This is a genomic window from Nostoc sp. 106C (assembly GCF_002154725.1).
GTDB lineage: Bacteria > Cyanobacteriota > Cyanobacteriia > Cyanobacteriales > Nostocaceae > Aulosira.
This window is the reverse complement of sequence record NZ_MTAW01000127.1, coordinates 68,875-85,411: the sequence shown is the minus strand read 5'-3', so window position 1 is coordinate 85,411 and position 16,537 is coordinate 68,875. Positions and strand designations below refer to the sequence as shown.

14 protein-coding genes are annotated in these 16,537 nt (G+C 42.9%); 8 read left to right on the top strand and 6 right to left on the bottom strand.

The features are described from left to right. Positions 1-329: 329 nt before the first annotated feature. Together BV375_RS19210 and BV375_RS19205 are read left to right on the top strand one after the other, a co-directional pair. Entirely contained in the window at positions 330-1,037 is a 708-nt protein-coding gene (locus BV375_RS19210) for a choice-of-anchor E domain-containing protein (protein WP_086763219.1), read from the top strand. A gap of 281 nt (positions 1,038-1,318) precedes the next feature. Then, positions 1,319-2,191, top strand: a complete 873-nt coding sequence (locus BV375_RS19205; RefSeq protein WP_086763217.1) for a Cof-type HAD-IIB family hydrolase — start codon at positions 1,319-1,321, stop codon at positions 2,189-2,191. Between the two features lie 208 nt (positions 2,192-2,399). Here BV375_RS19205 and BV375_RS19200 read toward each other — a convergent pair whose 3' ends face one another. Further along, a complete protein-coding gene (locus tag BV375_RS19200) occupies positions 2,400-3,362 on the bottom strand; it encodes a DALR anticodon-binding domain-containing protein (protein ID WP_143842142.1) in 963 nt (320 codons plus the stop codon). Positions 3,363-3,583: 221 nt separating this feature from the next. Between BV375_RS19200 and BV375_RS19195 the strand changes: the two genes are divergently transcribed. Beyond that, a complete protein-coding gene (locus BV375_RS19195; protein ID WP_086763216.1) occupies positions 3,584-4,342 on the top strand; it encodes a Crp/Fnr family transcriptional regulator in 759 nt (252 codons plus the stop codon). Positions 4,343-4,371: 29 nt separating this feature from the next. Here BV375_RS19195 and BV375_RS19190 read toward each other — a convergent pair whose 3' ends face one another. From BV375_RS19190 to BV375_RS19175, 5 genes are all read right to left on the bottom strand, one after another. Then, a complete protein-coding gene (locus BV375_RS19190) occupies positions 4,372-5,418 on the bottom strand; it encodes a PstS family phosphate ABC transporter substrate-binding protein (protein WP_086763214.1) in 1,047 nt (348 codons plus the stop codon). Positions 5,419-5,493: 75 nt separating this feature from the next. Beyond that, the gene (locus BV375_RS19185) at positions 5,494-6,522 is read right to left on the bottom strand and encodes a PstS family phosphate ABC transporter substrate-binding protein (RefSeq protein ID WP_086763212.1); all 1,029 of its coding nucleotides are present in this window, start codon (positions 6,520-6,522) and stop codon (positions 5,494-5,496) included. Between the two features lie 252 nt (positions 6,523-6,774). Next, a complete protein-coding gene (locus BV375_RS19180) occupies positions 6,775-8,181 on the bottom strand; it encodes a serine/threonine-protein kinase (RefSeq protein ID WP_086763210.1) in 1,407 nt (468 codons plus the stop codon). 211 nt (positions 8,182-8,392) lie between these two features. Further along, positions 8,393-8,536 carry a hypothetical protein gene (locus BV375_RS36990; protein WP_166507480.1) on the bottom strand — a complete coding sequence of 48 codons (144 nt, stop codon included), beginning with the start codon at positions 8,534-8,536 and terminating at the stop codon, positions 8,393-8,395. Between the two features lie 45 nt (positions 8,537-8,581). Then, positions 8,582-9,595, bottom strand: coding sequence for a LysR family transcriptional regulator (locus BV375_RS19175; RefSeq protein ID WP_086763208.1), 1,014 nt, complete (start codon positions 9,593-9,595; stop codon positions 8,582-8,584). Positions 9,596-9,810: 215 nt separating this feature from the next. Here BV375_RS19175 and BV375_RS19170 point away from each other — a divergent pair, with 215 nt between their 5' ends. The 5 genes from BV375_RS19170 (at position 9,811) to BV375_RS19150 (ending at position 16,508) form a co-directional block, all read left to right on the top strand. Next, the gene (locus BV375_RS19170) at positions 9,811-10,527 is read left to right on the top strand and encodes an NnrU family protein (RefSeq protein WP_208095837.1); all 717 of its coding nucleotides are present in this window, start codon (positions 9,811-9,813) and stop codon (positions 10,525-10,527) included. A 400-nt stretch (positions 10,528-10,927) separates the two neighbouring features. Further along, entirely contained in the window at positions 10,928-11,308 is a 381-nt protein-coding gene (locus tag BV375_RS19165) for a thioredoxin family protein (RefSeq protein WP_086763206.1), read from the top strand. Positions 11,309-11,725: 417 nt separating this feature from the next. Next, entirely contained in the window at positions 11,726-13,825 is a 2,100-nt protein-coding gene (locus BV375_RS19160; RefSeq protein WP_086763204.1) for an NAD(P)H-quinone oxidoreductase subunit 5, read from the top strand. Between the two features lie 235 nt (positions 13,826-14,060). Further along, positions 14,061-15,635 (top strand): NAD(P)H-quinone oxidoreductase subunit 4, encoded by a 1,575-nt coding sequence (locus BV375_RS19155; protein ID WP_086763202.1) that lies wholly within the window; start codon positions 14,061-14,063, stop codon positions 15,633-15,635. Between the two features lie 150 nt (positions 15,636-15,785). Next, on the top strand, positions 15,786-16,508 hold the full coding sequence (locus BV375_RS19150; protein WP_208099149.1) for a Uma2 family endonuclease: 723 nt from the start codon (positions 15,786-15,788) through the stop codon (positions 16,506-16,508). The last annotated feature ends 29 nt before the right edge of the window (positions 16,509-16,537 follow it).

The window sequence follows — 16,537 nt, the reverse complement described above, 5'->3', positions numbered from 1 at the left end:
ATTATTACTAGTATTGCTGTGTACTGGTCAAAATACCCTACCGCAGTTTCTGACAAAGGAAAACCCTTCTCATAACTACCTCCTGTTTCAGCACTGAAGATCCATAGCTATGAAAAGACTGTAAAATTCTAACTTTTGACTTTCAAGCTAGCTCTACTCATGAAAGTTTAAACAAATAGCTTTTTAAGAGGGAAATAATTATTTTCCACTTCTTACTTCATAAAACATTCATATAAAATTAAGTATATTTAACAAAGCTAAAAGTAATATTTCAAAGTTAGAAATAGATGAGGAATATCGCAATCATAGTTTCAGAAAATAATTAGTCTATGAATTCCAAATTTTTCCAGACTTTAGCTACTGCTACAACCTTCGCAGGTATTGTCGCTACAAGTGGAGTGGCTAATGCAGCTTCTCTCACTAGTTCAAGTTCCACAGGATTTGGGCTAACAAATATCATTGATTCACCTCTTAGTGTTCAGAAGTTTGATGCATCTCTTGGTACGCTCAAGAGTGTAAAAATAGAATTTGCTGGGGACTTATTGGGAACAGCAAGATTTGAAAATCTTAGTCCCAGTTCAACTCCAGTAACAGTCAATCTTGCTAGTAACCTAGGCTTAAAACTGAATAATCAGTCTTTGTTTGCTCTCAATCCCCAAAATTCCTTTAATTACCAAGTTGGTGCATCTGACGGCACTCTAGATTTTGGTGGAACTTCTGGACAAAGTGTTACGGGATTGTCAGCTTCACAATCTGATACAAAAACCTATACTGATAGCCAATTTTTGCAGTCTTTTATTGGTGGTGGTAACCTAGAATTCTTGTTCTCAGCTTTAGCCCAATCAGGGGTTACAGGCTCGGGTAATATGATTTCCTCCATCACCACAGAAGCCAAAGCAGCTATAAAAGTCACGTATGACTATGATGAATTGAAGTCTGTACCTGAACCATCTGCTGCTCTTGGGCTTGGCTTAATTGCAGGAATTGGTATGTTGTCAAAAAGCAAGAAAACCCGACTCAAGATATCAACTTTTTAGGCCTTCTGTCAATAGCGGAGTTTACGTTGTCGCCAGAGAGATTAACAAGTTGATGCTATCGTTAATCATTGCAAATGATGACATAATAGCTGATATATACTACCAGTTTTATATTGGTTAAGTATTACTGTTTTTGCAGATGTTTTTGACAGTTGGCTATATATAGAACCCGGATTAATTGAAATCCGGGTTTTTGCCTGTTTATCAAACAACATAAACTACTGTTTTGAAAATCAAAAATGGTATAACCTCTTACTGGGAGTTTAAAACTTGGGGAATTCATGAATAAAGCTGCTACTCATTTTGCATCAACTGGCAATCCAGCAATAGCTACAGAAGAAATTAAACTACTGGTTTTAGATATAGACGGCACAATTTCAGGAAAGTCTAACACTATTAGCAAACCCGTAAAGCAAGCGATCGCCGCAGCACAAGCGCGAGGAATTCAAGTGGCGATCGCTACTGGTAGAATGTATCGTTCAGCTTTGCGCTTTCACCAAGAAATTAGCTCTGTTTTACCCTTAGCAGCATATCAGGGAGCTTGGATTCAAGACCCAGCTACTCAGAAGATTCATCGCCATTTGACTGTTTCTAGAGAGATTGCATCCCAGTTACTAGACTATTTTGAACAACCGCAGTTGCGATCACTCTTATCTGTTCATTTTTATATCAATGATCAGCTTTATGTGCGGGAATTAACAAGAGAAACCAAAATCTACGCAGAACGTTCTGGCATCACCGCGATTCCTGTGGGTGATTTGCGCCAAACCTTAAATAATGAACCAACAAAAGTTCTGGCTTTGTGTGATGACACCGCTGTGATCGACAAGATATTAGGCAATTTGCGCCGCCAATATACACCTGCTGAACTTTACCTAACAACATCTGTTGCCACCTTTTTTGAAGCGACTAACGCCTCTGTAAACAAAGGAACTGCTGTGCGTTATCTAGCAGAAGAATTATTGGGATTGCAAAGCACTAACGTTATGACTATTGGTGATAATTTCAATGATTTAGAAATGCTAGAGTATGCTGGCGTTGGTATAGCTATGGGGAATGCGCCAGCAGCAGTGCAAGCGATTGCTCAGTGGGTAGCTCCTACTGTAGAGCAAGATGGAGCCGCAGTAGCAATTGAACAATTTTTACTATCTTAGGGCTGATCCAAACAACTTGACCTGTATAAAATCAGAAAGGACACCGACGACTGGCCGTGTTTCGTCTCGGTGCCCCTGCTGGTTCGCTCCTCACACACCTGATAATATAGCCGATGTGATTAATTGGGTCAATAGATGTTATATAAATTTATATTTCTTCCCTCAGAGGGTTTACTGAGAAATTACATGCTAATAAAGACTACTTTACTTATAACTCTAAAGGAGCAAAAACCCCTAGTTTGTCTTTTAGCAACAACCTTAATACAGACTGAGTAGCCATGACCAATCCCAATCTTGCTTGCGCTAGTAGCGGTGATGTAATTTTTACCTTGCCCCAAATGCGGCACTGGCTCCAGAAATTTTCAAAAGCTTGACTTAAATTCAGCGCGGTTTTTTCCCAATTAACTGAACTGCCAAAACTCTTGCACTCCAAATCATCCACCACCTGCACTAACTCACCAATCAAACGACCTTCAGCTGGATGATTTAGGCGAAGTTTTGTATCACTGTTGAGCCAAGGTATAGGATTAGGCAAGCACATACTCCAAAAAGCTGGCTCGGAAATGCTGAGTAGTGGTTGTTGCTGCTCAAAACTTATTTCTGTGCCTGAGAGCACTTCCTTGAGTTTAATTAATTCTTCTCGGTGAGCCTGCTGCAATAACGAGCAGCAGCGGGCATGAGCGTATTGCACAGCAAACAAGCGCTTTGGATTTGTGATTGTCGGATTATTGGTTCTACTTTGATCCCGCCCTTCCCATAAAATTCCCACAGCAAGGTTTTGTAACCAGGCCGCTAAGATTGGGTGAGCCAATTCTAAATGAATCCAGCCTGGAGGAACAATTTGGACAGTAAAAACGTCTCCACAAGTCGCCGATAAGTCTGAGGCTATCTCATTAGCTATAATCAAAGCTTGTTGATTCTGAGATTTTTCTAGCCGTAGCGCTATACCGGAAATATATAAAATCCTTTTTACATCTCTACCTTTATATAGAGGAAATTTTCCTTCTTTTATGCATGGTATTTCTGGCTGACAGGTATAAACACTTGGGGACTTGATTATGTGGCTGTATATTAACTGCTTAGTTGCTGTGTATTTACTAACTAGTAGCTGAAAATGCACGTAGTTATTGATGAAGACAGCCTCATCCCCAATTCGTTGATTTTCTGTCATCTATCTAAAGTTATAAGTTTCTTCTAGATAAAGAAAAATGAGAGTAGAATAAAATTTGATGAATATTCAATGAATAGTGGGTAAACTTTACTACCATCATTGTACAGTAAGAAGTATAACAAAAAGAGTAGAGAGTTATTTGCTTTCTATTCTTTGGATGGCTGGCGCTTTTAGGCGTTAAGCCTATCTCGCCAACACAAAGACACTCCTTGCACCTTTTTATGACGTCTTTGTCTTCAGCCGAACGCTCTTTGTTACCTATGCAATCTCCATCCTCCTTTTCAGAGGCTTCACGTCCTTTTTTGACTTGGCAACGCATTCTTGATTGGGCTCAAGAACACTACCGCTGCCGCACCTTCAGCAAAGATGAGCGCATTCCAGCTCGACCTGGATTGCTATATTTGGTGCAAAGGGGTGCGATTCGTATGGTAGGAACCGCCCAAGTCAGCGCTACTGCCAGCCAGCTAACATCTCGACGCATTAATAGAACCCCAGAAGAAGCTTTCTTGGGTTTTGTCGGAGCCGGACAACCGTTTGAAATTGTTGCTCAGTCACCATTCACACTCCAGGCTTACGCCCATGTTGACCAAACTGCGGTGCTGTGGATGTACTGGCATGACTTGGATAACTGGCCTCACTTCCGTCGCGAAGTTATGGATGCCTTTAGATATCAGCACCAACGTAAGTTGCTGTGGCTGAGTGCTTTGGGACAACGGCGCACAATTGACCGACTCTTAGGATTCCTCACTTTGTTGATTGAGGAATATGGGGAGCCTGCAATGAGCGAAACCGATCCCGATATTATCCGCGGCTATTGTCTGCCTTTCCCCCTAACCCATGCCCAAATTGGTAGTGCGATCGGTTCGACTCGTGTTACCGTTACCCGTTTAATGGGCAAGTTACGTCAACGTGGCTTAATCCTTACTCAAGGGGACAATCTAATTTGCTTACCTGCAGAGTCGATTAATAGAGCGAGCTAAAAGTTCAGATCTGCTATCAATAGCAGGTGTCAGCGAATTTTGACGAACCCAGCCTGGGTAATCAGTTCCTGCCCCTGCTCAGTTAATAGTAAGTTGGCATAAGCAACACCTGCTTGCTGCTCGATTTGACCAGTCTGTTTGACCACCACAAACAGATTGCGTGTAATCGGGTATTTTCCTGATTGAAAAGCCTCAATGTTCAATTTGTTGCGTTTACCAGGACATTCATTCGGGAGGACAAATGGTTCTTGGTAGGGAGCAGTGTAATTCCCTTGCGTCCGCCCCAAGGGCAAGGGTCTAATTGAGCATTGAGGAACCACTTCTGGGGCAGAAGCATAATAGATACCACCAGGACTACCAGCTAATTTTTGTAAGGCTTGGGTGGTTGTGGATACTAACTCCACTTGCGATCCAAAAGGTTGACCACCCAATATATCTTGGACAAAAAGTTCTACTGTGCCGCCATCGGTGATGCGGCGGGAATAAGGCTTGATTGGAATATTAGGACCACCCACTTGACTCCAATTATTAATTTTGCCAGTGTAAATAGACTTGATCTGGTCCAATGTCAACCCTGGGATATTCAGGCTAGGATTAACTGCTACTGCTAATCCATCAATTGCCACAGGAATTTGGTTGAGACTAAAGCCACGCTGCTGGGCACGGCTCAACTCTTGATCCAAAACTGGTCTGGATGACTGAGCAAAGGCTAATTGACCATCGATGAGTGATTGTATCCCAGTACCAGAACCAGGAGTTGCTTTGCTAGTTTCTACATAACGCAGGCGAAACTCTGGGCGCACTGCTGTAATTACTGAATCAACTGTCAATCGAATTGGTGCCCAAGATGTGCTGCCTCCGTAGTTAAATAATCCTGTAGGGACATTTTTTATAGAAGTGAAGGTTTTACCGCTAGGTTTTTCTGTTGAAACCTGGGGGTTATTTGTATTGCTAGAATTACTTTGATTGAGATTAAAACCAGTATTCTTGGTAAACCACCAGAAGCCACCTGCTATTAGCCCAGCAGTGATTGCAAAAGACAAGATAAGAAGAGGTATTTCATTTTTTTGGGACATAGCACATGAGCCTGTATGTCGTTTAAATACAAGTACTGACTACTTGAGAGTGTAGTTTAGAGTATGAGTATTTTATTAGCGAATTCTGACAAATCCGGCTTTAACAATTAATTCCTGACCTTGAGCCGTCAGTAGCCAGTTAGCGTAAGCTTCTCCTGCTTGCTGATCGCTTTGTGCATTTTGTTTAACAATTACAAATAACCGTCTAGTGATTGGGTATTCACTTTTTTGGAACGCGGCTGCATTGATTTGGTTACGCTGTTGCGGACAGTTTTGCAGAGGAATAAAAGGCTCTTTGTAGGGCGAGATTAGTTGATCGGATTTTCGTCCTAGTGATAAAGGCTTAACAGTACATTGTCCAACAACTTCCGGGGCAGAGGCATAGTAAATTCCCCCTGGATTATTTGCCACTTCTTTTAAGGCTTGAGTTGTAGTCGGGATAAATTGGACATTGGTACCAAATTTTTCTCCTCCCATGATATTTTGATCAAAAAATTCGCTCGTACCTCCCTCCTCTAAACGCCGAGAATAAGGTGTAATCGCTAAACTAGGGCCATTCACCTGTTGCCAGTTAGTCAACTTTCCCGTATAAATATCTTTAAGTTGTGCTAGAGTTAACCCCGGAATTTGAAGCTTGGGATTAACTGCGATCGCAATCCCATCAATCGCCACAGGAATTTCTTGTAGTTGAAAGCCTCGTTGTTTTGCCTTCTGGTATTCCTCATCTTTAAGGGAGCGAGATGACTGGGAAAAAGCCAGCTGGTTATCTAAAAGCATTTTAATCCCCGTACCAGAACCAGGAGCACCAGTCGTGGGATCGGTGTAACGTAATTGATATTTAGGCCAAAGCTTTTGAATTTCTGGGTCTACTTCTTTGCGGATAGGGGCCCAAGTTGTACTACCCCCATAACTAAATAACCCTGAGGGAACATTTATTTTTTGAGTAAATGTGTCTTCATTCGGGCGAGATTGATTAATACTCAAACTGTTGATCACACCAGAATTGTTAGCCAACCACCAAAATACACCACCTACTAACCCTAGTGTAATCGCCAAAGTTAAAACCAAAACCCCAGTTTCATTAGTCCCGTTTTTTGGCGACATAGTTGTTATTTTGATTTTTATCTATAAACGCAATGTCCCATTTTGAGGTTGATTTTAGGTTAAGAATAGGTTAATATTTTACTACTGCTAAACTTAGCAAAAAGTTCGACTTGGTAATCACGACAGTCACTCTAGCCAATCGTCTTCACAGGTATAGCGTTTCCTGAGCTACTGAGGTACACTCAAATCTTGTTAGACAAGGTTATTAGCTTTGAAAATGTACTTTACTAGATTGGGAACCGCTATAAGGGTTTAAAGAATTAGAGAAAGCAATTTATAAATCAGACGAAATAGTGCTGTGAGTGCAATAGTTACTAAAGCTGCGGCAACTGCTAATAGCAAGATTTGCTGAATGCCAAGTTGACCACGTAACAAGGGCACAAAAAAGACAATAGCAAAAGTAATTCCCGGAATAATTAATAAATCTAACTTTTCAATCCACCTTCTCGCTTGGGCAAAAATCAGTATTCCCAAAATCACAAATGAAATACCTAAAGTAATGATCGGGTTATGTAGCAGACTGAAACCAGCGATCGCTATTAATGCGCCTTCAAACCCACTAAAAGCGGCTCCCCCTAACAATTCCCATGTAGAAAAGGCTGGTATTATCGGTGGCGATGGTGATGCAACAGGACTATAATTTTGTGTTGCTGGTGGCGATGTAGCTACATGGGGTTTGGGTGGAATTTCTGTAGGTGGTACTAACTGTGGTGTATAAATTTCTCTCAATGCATTTAATACCTCTTGGGCTGACTGAAAGCGTTGATTTGCTGCTGGGAGGAGCATCTTGTCTAGAATATCGGCTAAGCGAGGATTGATAATAGCTTGTGCTCGCCAATTCCACTGGTTACTATAGCCATCAAATAACTTAGTTGCTTCTTGACCAGTTAGCAAGGTCAAAACAGTTACAGCCAAGGCATATAAATCTGTAGATGGGAAGACTTGGTTTCCAGCCATCTGCTCAGGTGGTGCAAATCCCATAGAATAAATTCCTGTAGAAGACGTGGCAGGAGCATTTGTCACTTGCTTGACCGCACCAAAATCTAGCAGAAAAAGTTTGCCATCACGACGACGCATGATGTTAGAGGGTTTAATATCTCTGTGAATAATGCCTCTGTCATGAACAAACGTGAGTACCTTAAGAATTTCTTGTAGTACCTCTAAAATTTCTTGTTCAGAAAATTTGCCTTTGGTTACTAATTCTTCCTCAAGATTTTGCCCATTAATATATTCTTGTACTAAATAAAAAAATTGGTCTTGATGTCCTGGATGTAAGCTAGGAATTGTCATTGGAAAGAACGCAAACAAGTCAGGAATTTGCTCGTGTTCGTTTCCTATTTGTGCAAGAACTTCTGCTTCTCTTTCAAATAGCTGCTGGGCTAATTGCAGTTGAGTAGAAGTTAAATTTCCCGTAGGTTGAAACTGCTTAACTACGCATTGGCGCATTCCCGGAATCCGGCGATCGCGTGCTAAAAATGCGGCTCCAAACCCTCCTCTACCTAGAAGCTTGATTGGTACATATCGACCATCAAGCATTAGTGGCATTCCACAGGTAGTACAGTATTTTTGCTGAGCTGTTTTTAGCGTCGTATTATCATCTAAATCCGCAAAATAGTTTTGTGGACGTGGACAGCGGGGACGAGTGCAGTAAACTTCCATTTTAGTTATTCGTCAATAGTCCATAGTCAGTAGTCCATCGTACAGCGCGGCGTAGATAAATATCCCCAACCTAGCAATTTCGGCGTTAGCCGCTTTAGTAAATGCTGACAAGAGGCGAGGTAGAGTAACCGCTGTACTGCTGTCAGTGGTAAGTCTATTTAACTAAAGACTCATGACCTGGGTACTCTATGAGCAGCCGCCCTCCGGACGTCTACGCTAGTTGCTCATCGGGGAAACCACGCCACTTGCTCTCCTGCGCAAAGCCGCCCGAAGGGCGTCTACAAGTCGGCAAAGCCAACGGTAGTTGCTTTAACAGAGGTAAACGTACTGCTTCCCCAACGCTGTGGCTCCCCAAGATAGCACTAGCTCACTAATAACTAAATAACTAATAGACCAGAGGTTAACCGTCGTCAGTGGCGACTGGCGTCACTGCATCCAATGTATTTACCATTAAATTTTTTTGCGACAGTTTTAACATGTTATGGTTCCAGCCAGGGGTAGCAAACTGGGGCAAAATTTCCTGGCTAAAAGCTTCCGCTGCCTTGGAGCGATAACGATTTGGATTAAAAATCAGCCACAGTGTGCGCTTAACAACGACACCTTCAATCGGGGCACAATGCAGCACGCCCATTTGCAACTCTTTAGCGATGGCGGAGGTGGAAACAAAAGCAGCCCCCAAACCAGATTGAACGGCATTTTTAATTGCTTCGATGGAATTCAATTCCATTTCGACTTTAAAACGCCGCGTATCAATTTCACAGCGTGCTAGTACTTGATCAATTACTTTGCGGATAGTCGATTGCGAATCTAGAGTGATGAATTGTAGTTTATAAAGGTCTTCTTTTTGGATAGTTTCAAGTTTGCTAAAGGGATGAAAGATGGGTAAAATCAGCACCAGCTCGTCTTCAGCGTAAGGAATCATTTCTAAAGATTCTGCCAATTCACTGGGAATTTCGCCGCCAATGATGGCTAAATCTACCTGTCCATTAGCTACACTCCAAGCGGTGCGGCGCGTCGAGTGAACATGTAATTGTACCGCCACATCGGGATATTTTTGTCTAAACATACCGATCATTCTGGGCAACAGATAGGTGCCAGTGGTTTGAGAAGCGCCGACAATTAAAGTGCCACCTTGGAGATTTTGTAAATCTTCAATAGCACGGCAGGTTTCCTGACACAGACTAAGAATTTTTTCCCCGTAACTCAGAAGTAGATGCCCAGCTTCTGTTAATTGTGCACGACGTCCTCCACGATCAAATAAAGGGACATCCAGCTGCCGTTCTAAATTTTGCACTTGCAAGCTGACGGCAGGTTGGGAGACATAAAGACTATCAGCGGCGCGCTTGAAGCTCCCTTCTACGGCGATCGCTTTGAGAATACGTAACTGATCTAAAGTGAAAGGAAGGTCAGACATAGGCTAAACCCACAAACAAGAAAGGAGCGGCTTTGGCAAGAAATCAGCATTTCACACCCAGCGAAGTCGGCATGATTCATTGCATCTTAAGCTTGGAAGCTTGACTCGAAAAAGACAGTAGCACAACATCTTGACTAAAGTCCCCGTTTAAATACTTTGTGGTATTGGTTGTACTGAACTAAGTTTTCTTTAATTTACTTCACTTACGTATAAGTATGATGCTGATTTCTTGGTTAACCCCCAGTCATTTTGTCATATTGGGGCTACAGTTAGTTTTTGCGATCGCTCACAGTGGGGGAGCTGCCTTACGGCCTTGGGCAGAAAAATACATCGGGCCAAGGCTTTATCGAATTTTATTTGCCTTAGTTAGCCTGCCGTTAGCTGTAATATTAATTATTTACTTTTTTAATCATCGTTATGATGGCTTGCAACTTTGGCAGGTGAAAGATGTACCAGGTGTGCAGATTTTAGTTTGGGTGCTGTCAGCGATTTCCTTTTTGTTTTTGTATCCTGCTACCTTCAATCTACTAGAGATTGCCGCCATTCAAAAGCCTCAGGTCTATCTTTACGAGACGGGAATTATTCGCATCACCCGTCATCCCCAAATGGTAGGACAAATAATTTGGTGTGTTGCTCATACTCTTTGGCTAGGTACTTCCTTTACTCTGATTACCTCTATTGGTTTAGTGTTGCATCATTTGTTTGGTGTTTGGCACGGGGATCGCCGCCTAACGCAACGCTATGGTGAAGCCTTTGAACTTGTTAAACAGCGGACTTCAATTATTCCTTTTCGCGCAATTATGGAAGGTCGTCAATGTCTTAAATGGTCAGAATTTCTTCGCCCTGCCTATTTAGGAGTTGCCATTTTTGTAGCTTTGCTTTGGTGGTCGCACCCCCTGTTATTGGCAGCAACTAGTAAGTTAACATGGTAGCTTTAGGCGATCCCCAATATCAGAAGATACTACTCAAATACATGAAAATCTCAACTTATCAATTGCTACCAAATCAATGTAGGATAAATTCAAATAGCTGTCAGTGGGGGTGTATGTAGTCGGTTGAAGAATTTAGATTGGTAATTGCTAGTAAATAACTTTTGAGCGGAGTAAATAGCAGATTCAGCCTGAATTCCTAGGCAGCAGTGGCTATCAAGAGTTGAGAATCCAAAAAAAGCCACCGCTAATGTCGTCCTGGCTTTTTTATCAGTGCCGCAAACAACACGCTCAATTTGTTTAACTATCTGTTCCCTGAGAGCGTCTATCGACAGAAGTGGCTTGCCAACGCTACCTGTTGATAGTTAGTTTGATATAAAAACCCTATAATTCTAGAGGCGTCATGGTGTTGTCGGTTAGTGAGCGGACATTTACTCAAGAAGTTTTAGAATCTCCTATTCCGGTTTTAGTGAATTTTGAAGCACCTTGGTGTGGCTTGTGCCGCATTATCCACCCCTTGTTGTTGCAATTTAAAGCCCAATGCGGGGAGCAAATTAAATTAGTTGGGGTTAATGCTGACCAAAATTTTAAATTGTCTACTACATATCGACTAAAATCACTGCCAACTTTACTGTTAATTGAAAATGGCACTATCCAGTATCGTCTTGAGGGTTTTCGTGGCAGAGACGATTTACGTCTAGCTTTAGAAGACATCAAAGTTAGCTACAGCAATCGCTCTCAAACCTACAATAGTCAAAAAACCGTAGATTTAGGATGTCGATAGTCTTAAAAACTCAAAAGTCAATACTCAATTTTGGGTATCTTCACTCTTGACGATTGGCTATTAACTATCACCTTGCTAAAGCAAATCTAAAACCAAGCTTAACGCCCCACCCAAAGACCTCCGGGTGGGGTATTTTATGCTAAAGGGTGTGTGTCACAATTATTAACAGTTCGACCTAGACAGTTGTTTGAGGACGGACGGTTGACCGCAACGGAGATTGCTTTAAAGTTATGATGCGCTAACGCAGTCGCCTGTGCCCTTAAAAATGCCACTTGCTACCCTGCGGGTTCTCCAAAAGAGTACAATTCTGGCGACCGAAGACAGTGTCTATAAACTTTTCTCTCCGTCCCAGTCTTCTCAATACCGTCGGCAGCGCTGTCCTAACTTAGTCAAGAATCTTAAAAGTACGCGTCAGTGATGGAAGTAATCTATCAATATGCCTGGCTGATTCCTGTATTGCCTCTTTTAGGGGCAATGCTAGTCGGTCTAGGATTAATTTCGATAAATCAGGTGACAAACCGCCTGCGACAGCTAAATGCTGTGGTGATTATCTCCCTGATGGGAGCAGCAATGGGGCTGTCGTTTGCCTTGCTGTGGAGCCAAATTCAAGGACATCCAACTTATATCCGCACCCTAGAATGGGCAGCAGCAGGCAATTTTCACCTGAGTATGGGCTACACGATCGACCACCTGACAGCTCTGATGCTGGTGATTGTGACCACAGTAGCTTTCTTAGTAATGGTCTACACCGATGGCTATATGGCTCATGACCCTGGCTACGTCAGGTTTTACGCCTATCTCAGTTTGTTTGGTTCTTCAATGTTGGGTCTGGTGGTCAGCTCCAACCTAGTGCAGGTTTATGTATTTTGGGAATTGGTAGGAATGTGCTCCTACTTGCTGGTCGGCTTTTGGTACGATCGCAAGTCAGCGGCAGATGCAGCCCAAAAAGCATTTGTCACCAACCGTGTGGGAGACTTCGGTCTATTACTCGGCATTTTAGGACTGTTCTGGGCGACAGGAAGCTTTGATTTTGGTGTCATGGGCGATCGCCTAGCTCAACTAGTGCAATCGGGTTCTATCAGCAATTTCCTGGCTGTTCTGTTGGCGATTTTAGTTTTCCTCGGCCCGGTGGCGAAATCAGCCCAATTTCCTCTGCATGTCTGGCTACCAGATGCGATGGAAGGCCCGACCCCTATTTCTGCCTTAATCCACGCCGCAACAATGGTAGCAGCCGGGGTTTTCCTGATTGCCCGGATGTACCCAGTTTTTGAGCATGTTCCAGCAGCAATGAACGTAATTGCCTTTACGGGGGCATTTACGGCGTTTTTGGGGGCAAGTATTGCGATTACCCAAAATGACATCAAAAAAGGTTTAGCTTACTCCACCATTTCCCAGTTGGGTTACATGGTGATGGCAATGGGAGTAGGTTCCTACAGTGCGGGATTGTTTCACTTAATGACCCACGCCTATTTCAAGGCGATGCTGTTCTTGGGTTCGGGTTCTGTGATTCACGGTATGGAAGGAGTTGTCGGACACGACCCCGCATTAGCGCAGGATATGCGGTTGATGGGGGGATTACGCAAGTATATGCCGATCACCGGGATTACCTTCTTAATTGGTTGCTTGGCAATTTCTGGTGTGCCACCCTTTGCTGGTTTCTGGTCAAAAGATGAAATTCTCGGCAAGGCTTTTGAAGCTAACCCATTTTTGTGGGTAATTGGCTGGCTAACTGCCGGAATTACAGCTTTCTATATGTTTAGAATGTATTTTATGACATTTGAAGGCAAATTCCGGGGTACTGACGAGAAAATCAAGGACAGGCTCAAGAAAGCAGCTACAATCATCCTAGAATTAGAGTCAGCAGAACCAGCCCCGACTTTTGGCCCTGGGGCAATGAAAAAAGGCGAATTGGCTGCAACTGGCGATCATCATGGCTCCCATGACTCTCACGGGCATCACAGTGATACTCCCCATGAGTCACCTTGGACAATGACCCTGCCATTGGCACTGTTAGCAGTGCCTTCAATTTTGATTGGTTTGGTAGGTACACCTTACGCTAACTACTTCGAGGAATTTATCTTCCCGCCCACAGAAACTCTCACCGAAGTCCTAGAGAAAGCCGCCGAGTTTAACCCGACGGAATTTTACATTATGGCGGGGGCTTCCGTAGGTATTTCCTTAATTGGCATTACCTTGGCTTCCTTGATGTACTTGCGCGGCAAAATCGACCCAGCTGCGATCGCCGCTAAAATCAAACCACTTTATGAGCTATCCCTCAACAAATGGTACTTTGATGACATTTACCATCGTGTCTTCGTTATCGGCTTGCGTCGTATAGCTAGACAAGTCATGGAAGTGGATTTCCGGGTTGTTGATGGTGCTGTTAACCTCACAGGTTTTTTCACCCTTGTCAGTGGTGAGGGTCTGAAATACTTAGAAAACGGTCGTGCTCAATTCTACGCCTTGATTATCTTTGGTGCAGTTTTGGGGTTAGTGATTCTCTTTGGTATTACCTAATTTCAGTGCTGATTTCTGAGTAATGGCGAAAAATTACTTCTGATAGCTCAGTGTTTAGTGAATAGTCAAATAGTATCTTTGATAGAGATGAAGGCAGGTTGATACATTTACCTACCTTCATCTTTCTTCATTTTTATTAAATCAACCTAACAAGGGAGACCAAATCTCTAAAAAGCTGTTACTTAATAGCTAGTGACTTTTTGCCAAACATGATTTTGATTGCAGACGAATTGCGATGAATACAGCTAATTTCCCGTGGCTAACAACGATTATTCTGTTGCCAATAGTCGCGTCGCTACTAATTCCCATCATCCCAGATAAAGATGGCAAAACAGTGCGCTGGTATTCCCTGATTGTAGGGCTGATAGATTTCGCACTGATTGTTTACGCTTTTTATACTGGGTACGATTTCTCAAATCCCGATTTGCAGTTGGTCGAGAGTTACCCCTGGGTACCCCAGATGGATTTGAATTGGTCAGTAGGGGCAGATGGCTTATCAATGCCCCTGATTATTTTGACTGGATTCATTACCACGCTGGCGATTTTAGCGGCCTGGCCTGTAACGTTTAAGCCGAAGTTATTTTACTTCTTGATTCTGGCAATGTATGGCGGTCAGATTGCCGTGTTCGCCGTCCAGGATATGCTGTTATTTTTCCTGGTGTGGGAACTGGAACTAGTACCGATATACTTCCTGCTGTCAATTTGGGGGGGCAAAAGGCGGCAATACGCGGCGACAAAGTTTATTTTGTACACCGCTGGCGGGTCGCTGTTTATTTTGCTGTCTGCCCTGACAATGGGATTTTACGGCGATACAGTAACTTTCGATATGCGAGCGATCGCTCTTAAGGACTTTGCTCTCAATTTCCAACTAGCACTATATGCTGGGTTTCTGATTGCCTACGCCGTTAAGTTGCCAATTATTCCTTTGCATACCTGGCTACCAGATGCTCACGGTGAAGCTACAGCCCCCGTGCATATGTTACTGGCAGGTATTCTGCTGAAAATGGGTGGTTATGCCTTAATTCGGATGAATGCTCAAATGCTACCCGATGCCCATGCTTATTTTGCGCCAGTATTGGTGGTATTGGGGGTAGTGAATATCATCTACGCTGCCCTGACATCCTTTGCCCAGCGCAACCTGAAGCGGAAAATTGCCTACTCCTCAATTTCACACATGGGCTTTGTCACCATTGGTATTGCCTCCTTCACAGATTTGGGATTAAGTGGGGCAGTATTACAAATGGTTTCCCACGGTTTGATTGGGGCAAGTTTATTCTTCCTGGTTGGTGCAACTTATGACCGGACACATACCCTAATGCTGGATGAAATGGGTGGTGTCGGTAAGAAGATGCGGAAGATTTTCGCTATGTTTACAGCCTGTTCTATGGCTTCTTTAGCTTTGCCAGGCATGAGTGGTTTTGTAGCAGAATTAATGGTGTTTGTAGGCTTTGCTACCAGCGATGCATATAACTCAACATTCAAAGTCATCGTGGTATTCTTGATGGCAGTTGGTGTAATTTTAACGCCAATTTATTTGCTATCGATGTTACGGGAAATTTTCTACGGTCAAGAGAACGAAGAATTAGTTTCTCACCAAGCACTGATAGATGCAGAACCTCGTGAAGTCTTTATCATCGCCTGTTTGTTAGTACCAATTATTGGTATTGGTTTCTATCCAAAGTTGCTGACTCAGATGTATGACTCAACAACAGTACAGTTAACAGCACGGTTGCGTGATTCAGTGCCGACATTAGCACAGCAAAAAGAAGCACCAAAGGTTTCTTTGATTGCTCCGGCCATTGGTAATTAGAAAAAGATTGATAGTTTTATACTACTAGTTTGAGAGCGGGTTTTATTTCCGCTCTTTTTTAATGCCTATTGTCAATATGCAAAGCATTAGTGTGCGTAGTTAACTTCATTCCCTACAATCTATCTAGAGTAAGTATTTGCCATACCGCTCATGTTAGACTACAACCCGTTACATTGTTTGCCATCTTCCGAAGAGCTACCCAACTCTGATGACACCCCTGTGGATAATCAATTACAACATCTAATCCCTGCTTTGCTCGAAAGTACGCTGGCTATGATCTGGTCAGAGCGTTGGGATTGGTTCTTTGGTGTAAATATGGGTATTTATTATGATCCCAAACAACCAGCTCTTGTACCTGATGGTTTTCTGAGCTTGGGAGTTAAGCGCTTCATAGATGAATACTTACGCTTGAGTTATGTGTTATGGGAAGAAAAAGAGTTACCAATTTTGGTACTAGAGGTTGCTTCTCAAATACATCGGGGCGAATACAGTAGTAAGAAAGAATTTTATGCCAAAAAACTAGGTATTTTATACTACGCAATCTACAATCCTCTACGCCGGAAAAAGCCGCTTTTAGAAGTTTATCGACTTGTGGATGGTGAATATTTACTTATGTCAGGTAGTCCTGTTTGGTTACCAGAGATTGGTTTAGGAATTGGGCGAGAACGAGGAATTTATCAAGGTATTGCACGGGAATGGTTGTACTGGTACGACGAGCAAGGGCAAAGGTTACTCACACCAGAAGAACGCATTCAGGAAGCGGAAGAACGGGTTAATTTTGAGGCACAGCAGCGCTTAGAAGCGGAACAAAGGGCGCAAATACTAGAAGGAAGGTTAAGAGATTTGGGTGTGGAACCTGAAAGTTTGACTTAAACACGCAAAGGTGAGGAAACTTGTGTAAA